Here is a 15,205-nt window from a genome sequence, read left to right on the forward strand (position 1 = left end):
TCGAGGCGTCGGGTGACGCCTGCTCAGAAACATACAGAATGACCTGTTTATTCTCAATCGATTCGATATGAATCTCGCCCATCGATTTGACCTTGACGCAGCGTCAACTTCTAGAGTTCAAGGCATCACGGCGAACACGACGGGAGGAGGCGTGATGGAGAGGGACGACTGGTCGATCCAGGAGATCGCCCGCCTCGCCGGCACCACGAGCCGCACACTGCGGCACTACGACGACATCGGTCTGCTGGTGCCGTCGCGCATCGCGCACAACGGCTATCGGCACTACGACGAGAAGGCACTCGTGCGACTGCAGCGCATCCTGCTGCTGCGGGAGCTCGGACTCGGCCTGCCGCAGATCGCGGATGTGCTCGGCTCTGCCTCCGCGATCGATGCCGCGGCGAACGAGGCCTCGGCGCTCGAAACCCATCTCGCGCTCCTGCGCGATGAACAGACCCGGCTGGCGCGACAGATCGCGTCGGTCGAATCCACCATCACGGCATTGAGAGGAGGTGAGAATCTCATGGCAGAGAACATGTTCGACGGTTTCGACCACACGCAGTACAAGGACGAGGTCGAGGAGCGCTGGGGAAAGAAGGCCTACGCCGACAGCGACAGCTGGTGGCGTGGGATGACCGATGCCGAGCGCGCCGACTGGCAGCAGCGGGTGTCCGACCTCGGGCGCGACTGGATCGCAGCGGCGGAGAGCGGCGTCGATCCGTCTTCGCTTGAGGCCCAGGAGGTCGCGCGGCGCCACGTCGAGTGGCTCACGGGCATCCCGGGCACACCCGCAGCCGTCCCCGGCGGAGACGTCAAGGCGTATGTGATCGGGCTCGGCGAGATGTACGTCGCCGACCCGCGCTTCGGCGCGAACTACGCGACATCGTCCGGCGGCACGCACGGTGCGGAGTTCGTCCGCGACGCGCTCCGTGTCTACGCGGAGGGCAACCTGTAGGCCTGCGCGCCGCTCGGCCCCTCGTGTGCGATGTCCGCGCACGAGGGGCCGTTCGCTTCCGCGAACGGGACTTACCCGACCGGCGCACTCGCGTGCAAGGGGGAGACCGCGGTCGAGCCGCGGGCGTAGGGTCATGCCATGGTCCACCGCCGTGAGCGCGCGAACGCCGCGCCGCTGTTCGCCGCTGCGGCCACGGCCTATGCCGTGAACTGCGCGCTCGGAGCATCCGTCGCCGCGCGCTTGATCGACACCAGTCGCTTCCGCTGGCTGCACCACGCGCTGTACATCGCGACGTGCGCGACCTCTGCCGTCGCCGTCGCGACCGGCTGGTCGCGGGGGCCGCGCACGGCCGGCCGCCGTGCCGCCGTCGTGCTGCTGCCGGCCGCCGCGCCGCTCGCGGCGATCCCCTATCTCGGCACGCACAGCCGGCGGCATCCGCTGGTCGCGCTCGCCGCCGCCCCCTTCATCGTCGCGGGGCTGGTGCTCTCGCGATCCACCGCCGACCGGAAGTGACACGTATGGAACTGCTCGATGCCATCCGCCGCCGCAAGACCACCAACGGCGCTTTCCTGCCCGACCCCGTCTCGGAGGATCATCAGCGCATCCTCCTCGAGGCCGCAGGGCGCGCGCCGTCGCAGCTGAACAGTCAGCCCTGGCGGTTCGTCGTGATCGAGAGCCGCGACACGATCGAGCAGATCGCCCGCATCTCGGGCGAGAGCATGACGGAGGCGATGTCGAACGGCACCTTCTTCGAGCGTTACAAGCCGTATTTCCGCTTCAGTCAGGCCGAGATGGACGAGAAGCGCAGCGGGATGCTGTTCGACAAGCTGCCCGCGGCGCTCCGCCCGTTCACGAGCCAGGTGTTCACCAAGCGCGGGCAGACGCTCATGAACACCTTCGGAGTGCCGAAGACCCTGGGCGGCGAGAACCGGAAGCTCGTCGCGGGGTCGCCGCTGCTGCTGGGTGTGATGCTGGACCGCAGCGAGTACCGGCCGGGGCAGCTCTCGTCGTTCTACTCGGTGTTCAGCATGGGCGCGGCGATGGAGAACATCTGGCTGACCACGGTCGAGCTCGGCATGGGCATCCAGTTCATCTCGTTCCCGATGGAGGTGCCGGGCCGCTGGGACGAGATCGTGCAGCTGCTGCGCGTGCCCGACGACCTCGAGCTCATGGCCGTCTACCGACTGGGCTACCTACCGCCGGAGCAGCGTCGCCCCGCGATCGACTGGTCGAGCAGTCAGCGCAAGCTCGTGTCGCAGTACGTGTTCCGCGAGAACGGCGAGACGCCGCAGCAGGGGTGGGATGGCGCGCCCCCGACGGGCGACGTCACTCCGGGTCCGCCGGCGACAGGGGAGTGAGGTCCCGCAGGGCCGGCCCCTCGATGCGGGTGCCGTCGGGGCGGAAGCGCGAGGCGTGCAGCGGGCAGTCCCACGAGCATTCCGCGTCGTTCCACCTGAGCACGCCGCCCAGGTGCGTGCACACCCCACTCACGGCTCGGGTGACACCGTCGACGGTGGAGACCGCGACCGGGCGCCCCGCACGATTCGCCACGACGCCCTCGCCCTCGGCAGGCTGTGGAACGGGAGTGCTTCGGCGTTCGGCATCCACCCATCCCGAGGTGAGTGCCGCCGCGACCTTGCCGCCCTCCACCGCCCCGCGAGCGATGTCGGCCGGAACCGTCAGGCGCGTGCCGATCGTCGTGATCCAGGTCGGGCGGTCGCGTCGGGGCGTGCCCAGGATCTCGGAGGTGAGGCGCTGGGCGGCGGCCGGCGCGTTCGACAGCCCCCACTTGGCATAACCCGTCGCGAAGCGGATGCGACCCAGGCCGCGGGGCATCGCGCCCACGAAGGGGATGAGGTCGTGCGACTCGTAGTCCTGCGCCGACCACCGATGGGTCTCCTCGGCACCGGGGAAGTGCAGCTGCGTCCAGTCGACGAGATCCTCCACCGCCGCCTTCTCGCTGTCCGACCGGCCGACCGGGTGGCCGTTGCCGCCGACGACGAGCCGTGCAGCCCCGCCGGGCCCGTCCGCTGCGGTCACCGGACGGATGGAGCGCGTCGGCCCGTCGACGGAGAGGAACGTGCCCTCGGGAAGGCCGTCCGGCACCCGGAACGACACGCAGTACGAACGGAGCCCGCGCGTCTTCGCGAAGTACAGGCCGCGGTCGGTGATGGGGGCGCCGGTCGCGAGCACGATGTGGTCGGCGAAGATCGGCCCCTGGGCGGTGTCGACACGGCCTGCCAATGCGTGGGTCCCCGTCGCCCTGATGCCGGTGTGCAGCGTGCCGCCGCCGACGAGGAGCTCCTCGGTGAGGGCCACCGACACGGCCACGGGGTCGATCGCGACCTGATCGTCGAGCGCCACGGCCGCGGCCACGGGGAACGGTGTCGCGGGGAGCGCGGTGGGCGACGGCATCCGCGCCGACAACCCGGCCTCTCGGGCTGCGGAGTGCTGCTCGTGGACGGTGTCGATCCCGGAAGGACCCTGCGCGTACGAATGATCGGTGTGGCGGGTGAACGGGACTCCCGCGAGTTCGGCGAAGGCGAGCAGCCACTCCATCCCCGAGCGGTTGGCGTCGACGTAGGCGCGCACGAGCTCGGCCGGGTGATGGCGGCGGAGCGTGGCGAGCTGTGCACCCTGCAACAGAGAGAGTTTGCCGGTGTTCGCTCCCGTCGCGAGTTCGGCGATGCCGCCCGCATCGATCACCGCCACGTCGAGACCTGCCCGGGTGAGCATCACGGCCGTCGAGAGGCCGGTGATCCCGGCGCCCACGATCACCACGTCGTGGTGTGCGCCGCCTTCGAAGGGCGATCCGACGGGCAGTATCCGGTCGAGCTTCCACAGGGGATTCATGTCGTCAGTCAACGCCCAACGCATCTCGGTATCCACTGCCTTGACATCCGCACGACGCGCTGCCAGTAGGCGACGAACACGATGCGGGTCGGCGACTACAGTGGCGGACGTGAACCTCCGCCGCATCCTCCTCGTCGCCGCGGGCGGGGCGGTGGGCACGGCCGCGCGGCTCGGGCTGGGCCTCGCGCTTCCCGATGCCGGAGGATTCCCCGTCGCGGTGCTCATCGCGAACATCGTCGGTGCCCTCCTGATCGGGGTGCTGGCCGTGCGCCTGCCTGCATCGGCAGACCTGCGGCTGATGCTCGGCACCGGGGTGCTCGGCGGCTTCACGACGTACAGCGCCTTCATGACGGGCACCCTCGAGCTGTGGGAGGGTGCGCCCGTTCTCGCCTCCGCCTATGCAGTGGGCAGCCTCGTGCTCGGGCTCGGTGCGGCGGCTCTGGGCATGCGTCTCGGTCGGCCCCGCGCTGGAGTGGCGTCGTGAGTCCGCTGCTGTTCCTCGGTGCCGCGCTCGCCGGGGGAGTGGGGGCGGTCCTGCGCTATCTCGTCGACCTCGGAGTGGCGCGTCTGGCAGGGCGCCGCTTTCCCTGGGGCATCCTGCTCGTGAACCTCACCGGCTCGTTCGCGCTCGGATTCGTCACCACTGCGCTGCCGGATGCCGCCTTCCTCCTCGGGGCCGGCCTGCTCGGTGGCTACACGACATTCAGCACGGCGATGCTCGACACGGTCGCCCTGTGGCGCGACGGCGAGCGCGGAGCCTCGGCGTTCAACGCCGTCGGGATGCTGCTGCTCGGGGTGCTCGCGGCCGGACTCGGTCTGGCTCTCGGCTCCGTCCTGTAACCCCGGCCGCTTTCGAGTCGCGCACATGGTCGCATCCGAGCGCCGGGTGCGACCACTTGCGCGACTCGAAAAGCCCAGTCCGGGGTGAGGGGTTGCGGGGTGCGTCCCCGTCGGGCTAATCTCCTTGCTAATCGATTAACGCTAAACGATTAACATCCGTTCACGCACTCGTGCACCTGTCGAAGGAGACACCGATGCCCCGTACGACCCGTCGCGCTTTCGGCGCCCTCGCCGCGTCAGCGGTCGCCGTCCTCGCCCTCAGCGCCTGCTCGTCCTCGACGGGCGGCGGCAGCTCCGACGGCGACGTCACCCTCAGCTACGCCATCTGGGACGAGAACCAGAAGCCGGCGATGGAGGACATCGCCGCGGCGTTCACGAAGGAGAACCCGAACGTCACGATCGACATCCAGGTCACCCCGTACAAGGAGTACTTCACCAAGCTGCAGACCGCCGCGACCGGTGGCTCGGCGGCCGACGTCTTCTGGATGAACGGCCCGAACTTCCAGCTCTACGCCTCCAACGGTCAGCTCGCGCCGCTCGACGACGGCGGGATCGACGCCGCCGACTACCCGCAGGGCCTGATCGACCTGTACACCTACGACGGAAAGCTCTACGGCGCTCCGAAGGACTTCGACACCGTCGCCCTCTGGTACAACAAGGCGCTGTTCGACGCGGCCGGGGTGGAATACCCCTCGGCGGAGTGGACGTGGGATGACTTCACCGCGGCAGCCGCGAAGCTCACCGACCCCGCGAAGGGGCAGTTCGGGGTGGCCGCCAGCCAGTACGGCCAGGAGAACTTCTACAACTCCATCGCCCAGGCCGGCGGTGAGGTGATCTCCGCCGACGGCACGAAGAGCGGATACGGCTCGCCCGAGGCGCTCGCCGGCATCGAGCTGTGGACCGACCTGATCGCGGCAGGCTCCTCCCCCACGGCGCAGCAGATGACCGACACCAACCCCGAGGACTTCTTCCTCTCCGGCAAGGTCGCCATGTTCCAGAACGGGTCGTGGGCGGCCATCGCCTACGCGGACAACGCCGACATCGGCGGCAGCGTCGACGTGGCCCCGTTGCCCGCCGGAGCCGAGGGCAACCAGAGCGTGATCCACGGTGTGGGCAACGTCGCCAACGCGAAGAGCGCGCACCTCGCTGAGGCCAAGGCCTTCGCCGAGTTCGCCTCGGGGGAGCAGGCCGCGAAGATCCAGGCCGAGACCGGCACCGTGATCCCCGCGTTCGACGGGACGCAGCAGGCATGGGTCGACGCTCTGCCGCAGTACGACCTGCAGGTCTACATCGACGCGCTGGAGAACGCCGTGCCGTACCCGGTGTCGAGGAACACCTCCGCCTGGACGAGCATCGAGAGCGAGGCGCTCTCCCAGGTGTGGTCGGGAGCGGTGGCTCCGAAGGATGGCCTGCAGGACCTCGCCGACCAGATGCAGGCGGCACTGGACGCCGAGCAGGAGTGAGCGCATGACCGTCATCGCGCCGCGCGCGGTCGAGACGGCGGAGCGGATGCCGGAGCCGCAGAGCACCGGCATCCGTCGCCGCCGGCGGAATCCCGGAGCCTCACCGTGGTGGGCACTGGTCTTCCTCGGCCCGACAGCACTCGGCATCGCCGTCTTCTACCTCTGGCCGACCGTCCGCACGCTCATCATCTCGTTCACGAAGTCCGGCCCGTTCGGCGGATCCGAGTGGGTCGGCATCGAGAACTACACGCGCCTGTTCCAGGACCCCGAGCTGATCGGAGCACTCCGCAACACCGCGATCTACACGATCATCGCCCTCATCGGCATCCCGCTCGCGGTCGGCATCGCCGCCTTGTTGAACACCGCAGGGCTCAAGGGCCGCAGCGCCTACCGCACGCTGTACTTCATCCCGGTGGTCACCATGCCCGCCGCCATCGCGCTGGTCTGGCGCATGATCTACAACGGCGACTACGGGGTGCTCAACGCCGCACTCGGTGCGATCGGAATCGACGGCCGCAGCTGGCTCACCGACCCGAACACCGCACTGATCGCGATCGCCGTCGTCGGCATCTGGGCAGGCCTCGGCACCAACATCGTCATCTTCCTCGCCGGACTCCAGGGCATCCCCGACACGATCATGGAGGCCGCCGACCTCGACGGTGCGGGCCCCGTGCGCAAGTTCTTCTCCATCACGATCCCGTTGCTGTCGCCGTCGATCTTCTTCGTCAGCGTGATCAGTGTGATCGGTGCGTTGCAGGTGTTCGACCTCATCTACATGATGCTCGGCCGCAGCAACCCCGCGATGCCGAACACTCGCACGGTCGTCTACCTCTTCTACGAAGCGGGCTTCCTCGACAACGACCGCGGCTATGCGGCCGCCATCGCCTTCCTGCTGCTCGTGATCATCCTGATCCTCACCGTCGTGCAGTTCCGTCTGCAGAAGAAGTGGGTGCACTATGAGTGACGTCTCGCTCGACACGCGCGCCGTGGTCGGCGCCTCGGCCGGCCGTTCCGGAACCCGCGCCGGGAAGCCGAAGAACCGCGGCCTCTGGATCGTGCATCTCGTGCTCGCCCTCGGCGCGGTGCTGATGGTCTTCCCTTTCGTCTGGCAGCTGCTGACCTCGTTCAAGACGCTGTCCGATTCGGTGCAGGTGCCGCCGTCGTTCCTGCCGCGCGAATGGGTGTTCACGAATTTCGCCGAAGTCTTCGACTCGATGCCGTTCGCGCAGATGTTCTTGAACTCCGTCTGGCTCACCGTCGGACGCACGGTCGGTCAGGTGGTGCTGTGCACCATGGCGGGCTACGCGTTCGCACGCATCCCGTTCCCCGGCCGCAACGCGCTGTTCGTGGTGTTCCTGTCGGTGCTCATGGTGCCGTCTCAGCTCTACCTGCTGCCGCAGTACGAGATCATCCAGTCGCTCGGCTGGCTCAACACGCTGCAGGCACTGATCGTCCCCGGCATCTTCAGCGCCTTCGGCACCTTCCTGATGCGGCAGTTCTTCATGTCGATGCCCGCAGAGCTCGAAGAGGCCGCCCGCATCGACGGAGCGAATCCGTGGCAGACCTTCTGGCGGATCATGGTTCCACTCGCGAAGCCTGGCATCATCGCACTTGTGGTGTTCACCGTGCTGTGGTCCTGGAACGATCTGCTCTGGCCGTTGATCGTGACGACCGACCCCGCGAAGATGCCGCTGTCGGTCGGGCTCTCGCAGCTGGTCGGCATCCACGGCACCGACTACCCGGTGCTGATGGCGGGCGCGCTTCTGGCGACACTGCCGATGCTCGTGACCTTCATGGTCCTGCAGCGGCAGTTCATCCAGGGCATCGCGTTCAGCGGATCGAAGGGCTGAGACATGGCGAAGAGCGAACACCAGGCGCCGCGGCGCCCGACCCTGCGCATGGTCGCCGAGCGGGCGGGAGTGTCGACGGCGACCGTGTCGTACGTGTTCTCCGGGCGGGCGGGTGCGGCATCGGGTGCCGGGGTCGCCGAGGCCACGGCCGCCCGTGTGCTGGCAGCCGCTGACGAGCTGAACTACCGGCCGAACAGCGCGGCGCGCGCGATCCGCACCGGACGCAGCGGCATGGTGCAGTTGTCGCTGCACATGCTCAGTGACCCGTGGTCACTTGCCGTCGCCGATGCGGTGAACGCCGAGGCCAACAAGCACGGGCTCACCACGCTGATCCTCGCCGACGGTGACTGGCACGCCGCCCTCGACCGGGTCGAGAGCGATGTGGCCTACCTCGACGGTGTGGGGCTCGACGATGCGGCGCGGCAGAACCTCGCCGACCTCGTGCGCCGTGGACAGCGCCTCGTGGTGTTCTCCGAGCACCTCGAGCCCGAGGGCTTCGATGTGATCCGCTCCGACGCGATCCCCGGATGCGAGATCGCGATGGAGCACCTGCTGGAGCGGCACACCGCGATCGGATGCATCGCCGCGGAGGGAGCCGTGCGCCTCGCCGGCGAGCAGGTCACGCGCTACACGCCCTACGTCGAGAAGCTGGCGGCTGCCGGCATCGAGCCCGACCCGAGCTGGACAGTGACGTACGCCGACACCCAGGCGAGCGCCTTCACCGCCGCGGTCGAGCTGCTGTCGGGTGAGAACCGGCCGCGAGCGGTGTACGCCACGACCGACTTCGCCGCCATCGCCGCGATCAACGCCGCGCACATGCTCGGCCTCAGGGTGCCGCACGATGTCGCGGTGGTGGGCGTCGGCAACACCCCGGATGCCCGCCTGATCGCGCCCACCCTCACCACCGTCGGTCCGACCGACTTCTACGAGCGGCAGGCACGCATCATCGTCGATCGCGCGCTCGAGACCGACCCCACCCCCGGGCGCCTGCACGACTTCGCATGGACGCTCTTCCCCGGCGGATCGACCGACCTCGACGCCCCCGCACCGCGGGCCCGTTGACATCGGCATCCCGCACAGACTCATCACACAGAAGGACCATCGTGGATCTCCAGATCGGCATCATCGGCTTCGGCGCGCGCTCGACCCTGCAGGAAGAGGTGCATCGCCCTGGGCACGGCTCACGCATCAGCGCCGTGTGCGACCTCGCCCCGCGCGCTCGCGAAGACGCCCGCGCGCTCGTGCCGGACGCGCTCATCACCGACTCTCTCGACGAGCTGCTGGCCTCGGGCGTCGACGCCGTCATGGTCCTCACGCCCGATGACACGCACGCAGCGCTCAGCATCCGGGCCCTCGAAGCCGGCGTGCCGGTGTTCTGCGAGAAGCCGCTCGCGATCGACCTCGCCGACGCCGACGCGATGCTCGAGACTGCCCGTCGTACCGGCACCGGCCTCTACATCGGCCACAACATGCGGCACATGCCCGTGATCACCCTGATGCGCGATCTGATCCGGAGTGGACGCATCGGACAGGTCAAGGCGGTCTGGGTGCGGCACTTCGTCGGCCACGGCGGCGACTTCTACTTCAAGGACTGGCACGCCGACCGCCGCCGCACGACCGGACTGCTGCTGCAGAAGGGCGCCCACGACATCGACATCATCCACTGGCTCGCGGGCGCTTACACCGAGCGGGTCTCCGCGATGGGGGCGCTGAGCGTCTACGGCGAGATCACCGACCGGCGCGACCGCACGGGGGAGCGGATGCCGGACTGGTTCAGCATGGACAACTGGCCGCCGGCCGCGCTCACGGGACTGCATCCGGTGGTCGACGTCGAGGACATCTCGATGGTGAACATGCAGCTGGAGGGCGGGATCTTCGCGTCGTACCAGCAGTGCCACTTCACGCCCGACTACTGGCGCAACTACACCGTGATCGGTACCGAGGGTCGCATCGAGAACTTCGGCGACGTGGCCGGCAGCGAGGTCGGGCTGTGGAATCGGCGGCATGCGGGTGCGGCGGCCGCCGATGAGACCTTCATCGTCCCCGAGGTGCCGGATGCGGGTCACGACGGCGCCGATGCGCTGCTCGTCGCCGAGTTCCTGCGGTTCGTGAGGCACGGCGGGCTGACCGAGACGTCACCCGTCGCGGCCCGTGAGGCCGTGGCAGCGGGCATCCTCGCCACCGCGTCGCTGCGGGGTGACGGGTCGGCGATCGAGGTCCCCCCGCTGGATCCCGACCTCGTGGCCTATTTCGAGCGCGGGCAGATCGAGGCCGCACTGGTGTGAGTGACTCGCGGGGGACGGCGCCGTCGATCTCGTCGAGCACCGACCGCGTGCGGCTCGCACTGGGGTCGCTCGCGCTCGTCGTGCTCCTCGCCGCGACCTGGGTGGTCGCGGGGATCGCATTGCAGGGGGCAGGCGTCGGAGTGGTGTCGGCTGGTCGCACCGCGTTCGCTGCGCTCGGCCTCCTGGCGGTGGCGACTCTGGCGAGGGGGCGCTCGCTGCGGACAGCTCCGCGGTATGTCGGTTGGCAACTGGCCATCCTCGCCGTCACGGGCGTCGCCGGCTACACGATGCTCTCGACCCTCGCGATCGCTCGTGCGGGGCCGACGATCCCCAGCCTCGTCCTGGCGCTCACGCCCGTGGCCGTGCTGCTGCTCGAGAGCGCCCTGGCGCGCATCCGCGTGCATCCGCTCGTGCTCGCTGCGACCCTCGTCGCGATCACCGGCGCTGTCCTGTACATCGTCCCGAGGATCGACGGCGCAGCGGAGGCGGACGTCGTCGGGGGCGTTCTCGCCGCACTGGGCGCGATGCTGTCGATGTCGGTCTACGGCCTGCTGTTCGCTCACGTGAACCGGGGTCACTCCGGCGCGATCACTCCGCGCATCCTCCCGATCTTCGCCCTCGGGAGTGTGCCCCTGCTGGTGTGGGCTGTCATCGAGGTGTCACTCGGCGGAACGATCGAGCCGGTCAGCATCGCGGTGCTGGCCCTGCTCGGACTCGGCATCTACGTACCCGCGTACCTCGTGCAGCACCGCATCATCCTCACGGCGGGCCCTTCCTACGCCGCCCTGCTCGGGCTCGCGGTGCCGCCGCTGGTGGGCATCGCCTCGGTGCTGCTCGGACTCGCCGCGCCGCCGGAGGCGCTTCAGGTCTTCGGTATCGCGCTCACCATCGTGGGAATGCTCGTCGTCATCCGGATGAGGTTCCGCCGGGTGGACGTGAATGCGGAGAGCAGCCAGGACTGACCGGACCGACCGGCCTGACCGCGCTGTCAGGGCCAGGCGGCGGGTACGGACGAGGGCGCGTCGTCCCTCCTCCCAGCGTCCTCACAATCCCGAAATGTACAAACGTACATGTACGGATGTCCAAGGGGGCGGGATGAAGCACACTGCGCGTCGTCGACGTGACCCTGAAGCGCGCCGCCTCGAGATCGTGACCGCCGCCGCCGAACTCATCGTCGAGGTGGGTGCCGAGGCCGTCACACACCGGATGGTCGCCGCGCGCGCCGGGGTGCCCCTCGGGGCGACGACCCAGTACTTCGACACGCTCGACGACCTCAGGGCTGCCGCCTTCCGCGCACTCGCCGAAGAGGTCGATGCCCGTCTCGACGGCGTCCGTCAGACCATCGCCGAACGCGGCGACAGCCCCGACGTGATCGCCGCGCTCGTGTTCGAGAGCATGGACGACCACCATGCCGTGCAGGCCGACCGTGCCGTGGTCACCGCCGCCGTGCACGACCCGCGTCTGCGGGATCTCGCCCGCCATCTGTCGGACCGTCTCGTCGAACTGCTCACGCCGACCTATGGCGAAGACCGTGCCAGAGCAGCGATGATCTTCATCGACGGCGTCATGTGGAACATGCAGATCCGCGACGACCGTCTTGCGCAGTCCTTCATCGAGTCCGCACTGGCGCGGATCCTCGGAGACGACGTCTCCACCCCCTCCGCAGCGACAGCCACACCCTGACACCGAGGAAACCGCCTTGTCGAAACTCGCCATCCTGAGCCTCAAGAACCGCGCGCTCATCGCCCTGATCACCATCGTCGCGGCGGTGTTCGGCGGGCTCGCGCTCACGAACCTCAAGCAGGAGCTCATCCCTTCGCTCGAGTTGCCCGCGCTGGTCGTCATGACGACCTACCCCGGTGCCTCACCCGAGGTCGTCGAGAACGACGTCTCGACGCCGGTCGAAGCGGCGATCCAGGGCGTGCCCGGTCTGGAATCGACCACCGCGACCAGCACCACCAACGCCTCGATCGTGCAGGCGATGTTCGCATACGGCACGAACCTCGCCACCGCCGAGCAGAAGATCCAGCAGGCGATCAACCGCATCTCGTCGCAGCTGCCGGAGGATGTGACCCCGCAGGTGCTGTCGGTCTCCATCGACGACTTCCCGGTGATCCAGGTCGCGGTCACCGGATTCGAGGATGCCGACAACGCCCAGGCTGAACTCGAATCGGTCGCGATCCCCGAACTCGAAGACGTCGACGGTGTCAACGCCGCCGAGATCGTCGGTGGCGTCGGGCAGCGCATCAGCATCACGCCCGACGTCGCGAAGCTCGCGGCCGCGGGAGAGAGCACCTCGGCGATCAACGACGCGCTGGAGCAGAACGGCACACTCTTCCCCGGTGGCGACATCACCGAGAACGGGCAGACGCTCACGGTGCAGACCGGGGCGAAGATCACCTCGGTCGAAGAGATCGCGGCGCTCCCGCTGGTCGGCTCCGACGTCACCATCGGCGACGTGGCGACGGTCGCGCAGGAGTCCGATCCCGTCACCTCCATCTCGCGGGTCGACGGCAAGGACGCGCTCTCGATCTCGATCACCAAGCTGCCGGCCGCGAACACGGTCGAGGTGTCCAACGGCGTGCTCGCCGCGCTCGACACCATCGGCGACGCCTTCCCCGACGCCCAGTTCACGGTGATCTTCGACCAGGCGCCGTTCATCGTGCAGTCCATCGAGACGCTCGCCACCGAAGGCCTTCTCGGCCTGGTGTTCGCGGTGCTCGTGATCCTGCTGTTCCTGCTGTCGGTGCGGTCGACACTCGTCACCGCGATCTCGATCCCGACCAGCGTGCTCATCACGTTCATCGGGCTGCAGGCGTTCGGCTACTCGCTGAACGTGCTCACGCTCGGCGCGCTCACGATCGCGATCGGTCGAGTGGTCGATGACTCCATCGTCGTGATCGAGAACATCAAACGTCATTACGTCGGCGATGCCGACAAGGGCGATGCCATCCGTCTCGCCGTGCGCGAGGTCGCCATGGCGATCACGGCATCCACGATCACGACCGTCGCCGTGTTCCTGCCGATCGTCTTCGTCGGCGACATGGTCGGCGAGCTGTTCCGGCCGTTCGCGATGACCGTCACGATCGCGATGGTCGCCTCGCTGCTGGTCGCCCTGACGATCGTGCCGGTGCTCGCGTACTGGTTCCTCAAGCCCGGCAAGCCGCTGCTCGACGAGCACGGCGATGCGATCGACCCCGAGCACCCGGATGCCCCGCCGACCTGGCTGCAGCGGCAGTACCGCCCGATCCTGGGCTGGACGCTCAAGCACTCCGGCATCACGGTGATCCTCGCGGTCGTCGTGCTCGGCGCCACCCTCGCCGCCGCGCCGCTGATGAAGGTCAACTTCCTCGGCGACTCCGGTCAGAACACCATGACCATCACGCAGGACCTCGGTCCGACGGCGAGCCTGCAGGCGAAGTCGGATGCCGCGGTCGCGGTCGAGGACGCGCTGCTCGACATCGACGGCATCGAGCACGTGCAGGCCTCGATCGGCACCAGCGGCTCGGCGCTCAGCGACGCCTTCTCCGGCGGGGCGGGTGTCACATACTCCGTGCTGACCGACGCGGACGCCGACCAGGAGAAGCTCCGTACCGACGTGCAGGACGCGATCGACGGTCTCGGCGACGATGTGGGCGACGTGGCCGTATCGGCATCCGCCGGCTTCGGCTCGAGTGACATCGAGATCACGGTCAGCGCGTCGAACTCCGACGACCTCCAGACCGCGACGACGGCTCTCGTCAAGGAACTCGACGGACGTGACGGCGTCGGTCAGGTGACGGACAACCTCGCCGCGTCGCTGCCGTACATCGCCGTCGTGGTCGATCGGGAAGCGGCCGCCCAGCGCGGACTCTCCGAGGTCGCCGTCGGAGCCATCGTCTCGGGCACCATGCGCCCGCAGCAAGCCGGCTCGGTGGAGATCGACGACACCGCGCTGACGGTCTACATCGTCACGCCGAACCCGCCGACCACGGTCGACGCGCTCAAGGCCCTCACGATCCCGACCCCCACCGGCATCGTGCAGCTGCAGGACATCGCCACCGTCGAGCAGCAGAACGGACCGACCTCGATCACCACCGAGCAGGGGCGTCGCACGTCGACCATCACGGTGCCCCCGGCATCCGACAACCTGGCAACGGCCACACAGTCGGTGAACGAAGCGCTCGCGGCGGTCGACCTGCCAGACGGTGCATCCGCGGAGGTCGGCGGCGTCGCGTCGCAGCAGGCCGACTCGTTCTCGCAGCTCGGCCTCGCGATGCTCGCGGCCATCCTGATCGTCTACGTGGTCATGGTCGCGACGTTCAAGTCGCTGCGCCAGCCGCTGCTGCTGCTCGTGTCGGTGCCGTTCGCGGCGACCGGTGCGATCCTGCTGCAGATCATCACGGGCGTGCCGCTCGGCGTCGCGTCTCTGATCGGTGTGCTGATGCTGATCGGCATCGTGGTGACGAACGCGATCGTGCTCGTCGACCTCGTGAACCAGTACCGCGAGAAGGGTCTGTCGACCATCGAGGCGGTGAAGGCCGGTGGCGAGAAGCGTCTGCGGCCGATCCTGATGACCGCGCTCGCTACGATCCTCGCCCTCACCCCGATGGCCCTCGGCATCACGGGTCACGGCGGGTTCATCTCGCAACCTCTCGCGATCGTCGTGATCGGCGGCCTGATCTCGTCGACCGTGCTGACGCTGATCGTGCTGCCGACGCTCTACAACCTCGTCGAGGGAGCCAAGGAGCGGCGTCGTGCGCGCAAGGCCGGTGGCTCGGATGCCGGCGAGACGCCGAAGCCGGATGCTCCGGTCGGCCCCGGGACGTCGGGTGCCGCCGCGGCGACTGCTCAGCCGGTGCTGATCGACGCCTCGGGCCTGCCGCACGCACCGCAGCTCACCCGGCGCGAGATGCGCGAGCGCGGCGAGTAGGTCGCGCCCGTCAGCGCCGGCCATACCTCTGGACCGGTCACAACTCAGGA

At 68.6% G+C, this 15,205-nt stretch carries 14 protein-coding genes; 13 read left to right on the forward strand and 1 reads right to left on the reverse strand.

Annotated elements, in window-relative coordinates; translation table 11 throughout:
- Positions 1 to 154: 154 nt before the first annotated feature.
- The 3 genes from ACFVWL_RS09575 to ACFVWL_RS09585 all read left to right on the forward strand — a co-directional run bounded on the left by ACFVWL_RS09575 (position 155) and on the right by ACFVWL_RS09585 (position 2,310).
- Positions 155 to 952 (forward strand): MerR family transcriptional regulator, encoded by a 798-nt coding sequence (locus ACFVWL_RS09575; RefSeq protein ID WP_387181626.1) that lies wholly within the window; start codon positions 155 to 157, stop codon positions 950 to 952.
- A 138-nt stretch (positions 953 to 1,090) separates the two neighbouring features.
- Complete coding sequence (locus ACFVWL_RS09580; protein ID WP_387181629.1) at positions 1,091 to 1,465, forward strand: hypothetical protein; 375 nt, start codon at positions 1,091 to 1,093, stop codon at positions 1,463 to 1,465.
- Positions 1,466 to 1,470: 5 nt separating this feature from the next.
- Positions 1,471 to 2,310: a nitroreductase family protein gene (locus ACFVWL_RS09585; RefSeq protein WP_387181632.1), complete on the forward strand. Its 840-nt coding sequence runs from the start codon at positions 1,471 to 1,473 to the stop codon at positions 2,308 to 2,310.
- Here ACFVWL_RS09585 and ACFVWL_RS09590 read toward each other — a convergent pair.
- Positions 2,279 to 3,805 carry an FAD-dependent oxidoreductase gene (locus ACFVWL_RS09590; protein ID WP_387181636.1) on the reverse strand — a complete coding sequence of 509 codons (1,527 nt, stop codon included), beginning with the start codon at positions 3,803 to 3,805 and terminating at the stop codon, positions 2,279 to 2,281. The genes ACFVWL_RS09585 and ACFVWL_RS09590 overlap by 32 nt on opposite strands.
- A gap of 109 nt (positions 3,806 to 3,914) precedes the next feature.
- Here ACFVWL_RS09590 and ACFVWL_RS09595 point away from each other — a divergent pair, with 109 nt between their 5' ends.
- The 10 genes from ACFVWL_RS09595 (at position 3,915) to ACFVWL_RS09640 (ending at position 15,155) form a co-directional block, all read left to right on the forward strand.
- Positions 3,915 to 4,289 (forward strand): fluoride efflux transporter FluC, encoded by a 375-nt coding sequence (locus ACFVWL_RS09595; RefSeq protein ID WP_387181639.1) that lies wholly within the window; start codon positions 3,915 to 3,917, stop codon positions 4,287 to 4,289.
- Complete coding sequence (locus ACFVWL_RS09600; protein WP_387181640.1) at positions 4,286 to 4,645, forward strand: fluoride efflux transporter FluC; 360 nt, start codon at positions 4,286 to 4,288, stop codon at positions 4,643 to 4,645. Before ACFVWL_RS09595 ends, ACFVWL_RS09600 begins: the two co-directional genes overlap by 4 nt.
- A 194-nt stretch (positions 4,646 to 4,839) precedes the next feature.
- On the forward strand, positions 4,840 to 6,108 hold the full coding sequence (locus ACFVWL_RS09605; RefSeq protein WP_387181643.1) for an ABC transporter substrate-binding protein: 1,269 nt from the start codon (positions 4,840 to 4,842) through the stop codon (positions 6,106 to 6,108).
- A 4-nt stretch (positions 6,109 to 6,112) separates the two neighbouring features.
- Complete coding sequence (locus tag ACFVWL_RS09610; RefSeq protein WP_387181645.1) at positions 6,113 to 7,072, forward strand: carbohydrate ABC transporter permease; 960 nt, start codon at positions 6,113 to 6,115, stop codon at positions 7,070 to 7,072.
- A complete protein-coding gene (locus tag ACFVWL_RS09615) occupies positions 7,065 to 7,958 on the forward strand; it encodes a carbohydrate ABC transporter permease (protein WP_387181648.1) in 894 nt (297 codons plus the stop codon). The genes ACFVWL_RS09610 and ACFVWL_RS09615 overlap by 8 nt, the downstream gene beginning before the upstream one ends.
- Before the next feature lie 3 nt (positions 7,959 to 7,961).
- Entirely contained in the window at positions 7,962 to 9,020 is a 1,059-nt protein-coding gene (locus ACFVWL_RS09620) for a LacI family DNA-binding transcriptional regulator (protein ID WP_387181650.1), read from the forward strand.
- Positions 9,021 to 9,061: 41 nt separating this feature from the next.
- Positions 9,062 to 10,243: a Gfo/Idh/MocA family protein gene (locus ACFVWL_RS09625; protein WP_387181653.1), complete on the forward strand. Its 1,182-nt coding sequence runs from the start codon at positions 9,062 to 9,064 to the stop codon at positions 10,241 to 10,243.
- The gene (locus ACFVWL_RS09630) at positions 10,240 to 11,205 is read left to right on the forward strand and encodes a DMT family transporter (RefSeq protein WP_387181654.1); all 966 of its coding nucleotides are present in this window, start codon (positions 10,240 to 10,242) and stop codon (positions 11,203 to 11,205) included. Before ACFVWL_RS09625 ends, ACFVWL_RS09630 begins: the two co-directional genes overlap by 4 nt.
- A gap of 133 nt (positions 11,206 to 11,338) precedes the next feature.
- Positions 11,339 to 11,926: a TetR/AcrR family transcriptional regulator gene (locus tag ACFVWL_RS09635; RefSeq protein WP_387181657.1), complete on the forward strand. Its 588-nt coding sequence runs from the start codon at positions 11,339 to 11,341 to the stop codon at positions 11,924 to 11,926.
- A gap of 16 nt (positions 11,927 to 11,942) precedes the next feature.
- A complete protein-coding gene (locus ACFVWL_RS09640; protein ID WP_387181663.1) occupies positions 11,943 to 15,155 on the forward strand; it encodes an efflux RND transporter permease subunit in 3,213 nt (1,070 codons plus the stop codon).
- Positions 15,156 to 15,205: the final 50 nt, after the last annotated feature.

The sequence above is a fragment of the Microbacterium sp. NPDC058269 genome (assembly GCF_042881445.1).
GTDB lineage: Bacteria > Actinomycetota > Actinomycetes > Actinomycetales > Microbacteriaceae > Microbacterium.

Coding starts and splice junctions, on each gene's coding strand:
- ACFVWL_RS09575 (WP_387181626.1), top strand. CDS start 155: ATGGAGAGGGACGACTGGTCGATCCAGGAGATCGCCCGCCTCGCCGGC.
- ACFVWL_RS09580 (WP_387181629.1), top strand. CDS start 1,091: ATGGTCCACCGCCGTGAGCGCGCGAACGCCGCGCCGCTGTTCGCCGCT.
- ACFVWL_RS09585 (WP_387181632.1), top strand. CDS start 1,471: ATGGAACTGCTCGATGCCATCCGCCGCCGCAAGACCACCAACGGCGCT.
- ACFVWL_RS09590 (WP_387181636.1), bottom strand. CDS start 3,805: ATGAATCCCCTGTGGAAGCTCGACCGGATACTGCCCGTCGGATCGCCC.
- ACFVWL_RS09605 (WP_387181643.1), top strand. CDS start 4,840: ATGCCCCGTACGACCCGTCGCGCTTTCGGCGCCCTCGCCGCGTCAGCG.
- ACFVWL_RS09610 (WP_387181645.1), top strand. CDS start 6,113: ATGACCGTCATCGCGCCGCGCGCGGTCGAGACGGCGGAGCGGATGCCG.
- ACFVWL_RS09615 (WP_387181648.1), top strand. CDS start 7,065: ATGAGTGACGTCTCGCTCGACACGCGCGCCGTGGTCGGCGCCTCGGCC.
- ACFVWL_RS09620 (WP_387181650.1), top strand. CDS start 7,962: ATGGCGAAGAGCGAACACCAGGCGCCGCGGCGCCCGACCCTGCGCATG.
- ACFVWL_RS09635 (WP_387181657.1), top strand. CDS start 11,339: ATGAAGCACACTGCGCGTCGTCGACGTGACCCTGAAGCGCGCCGCCTC.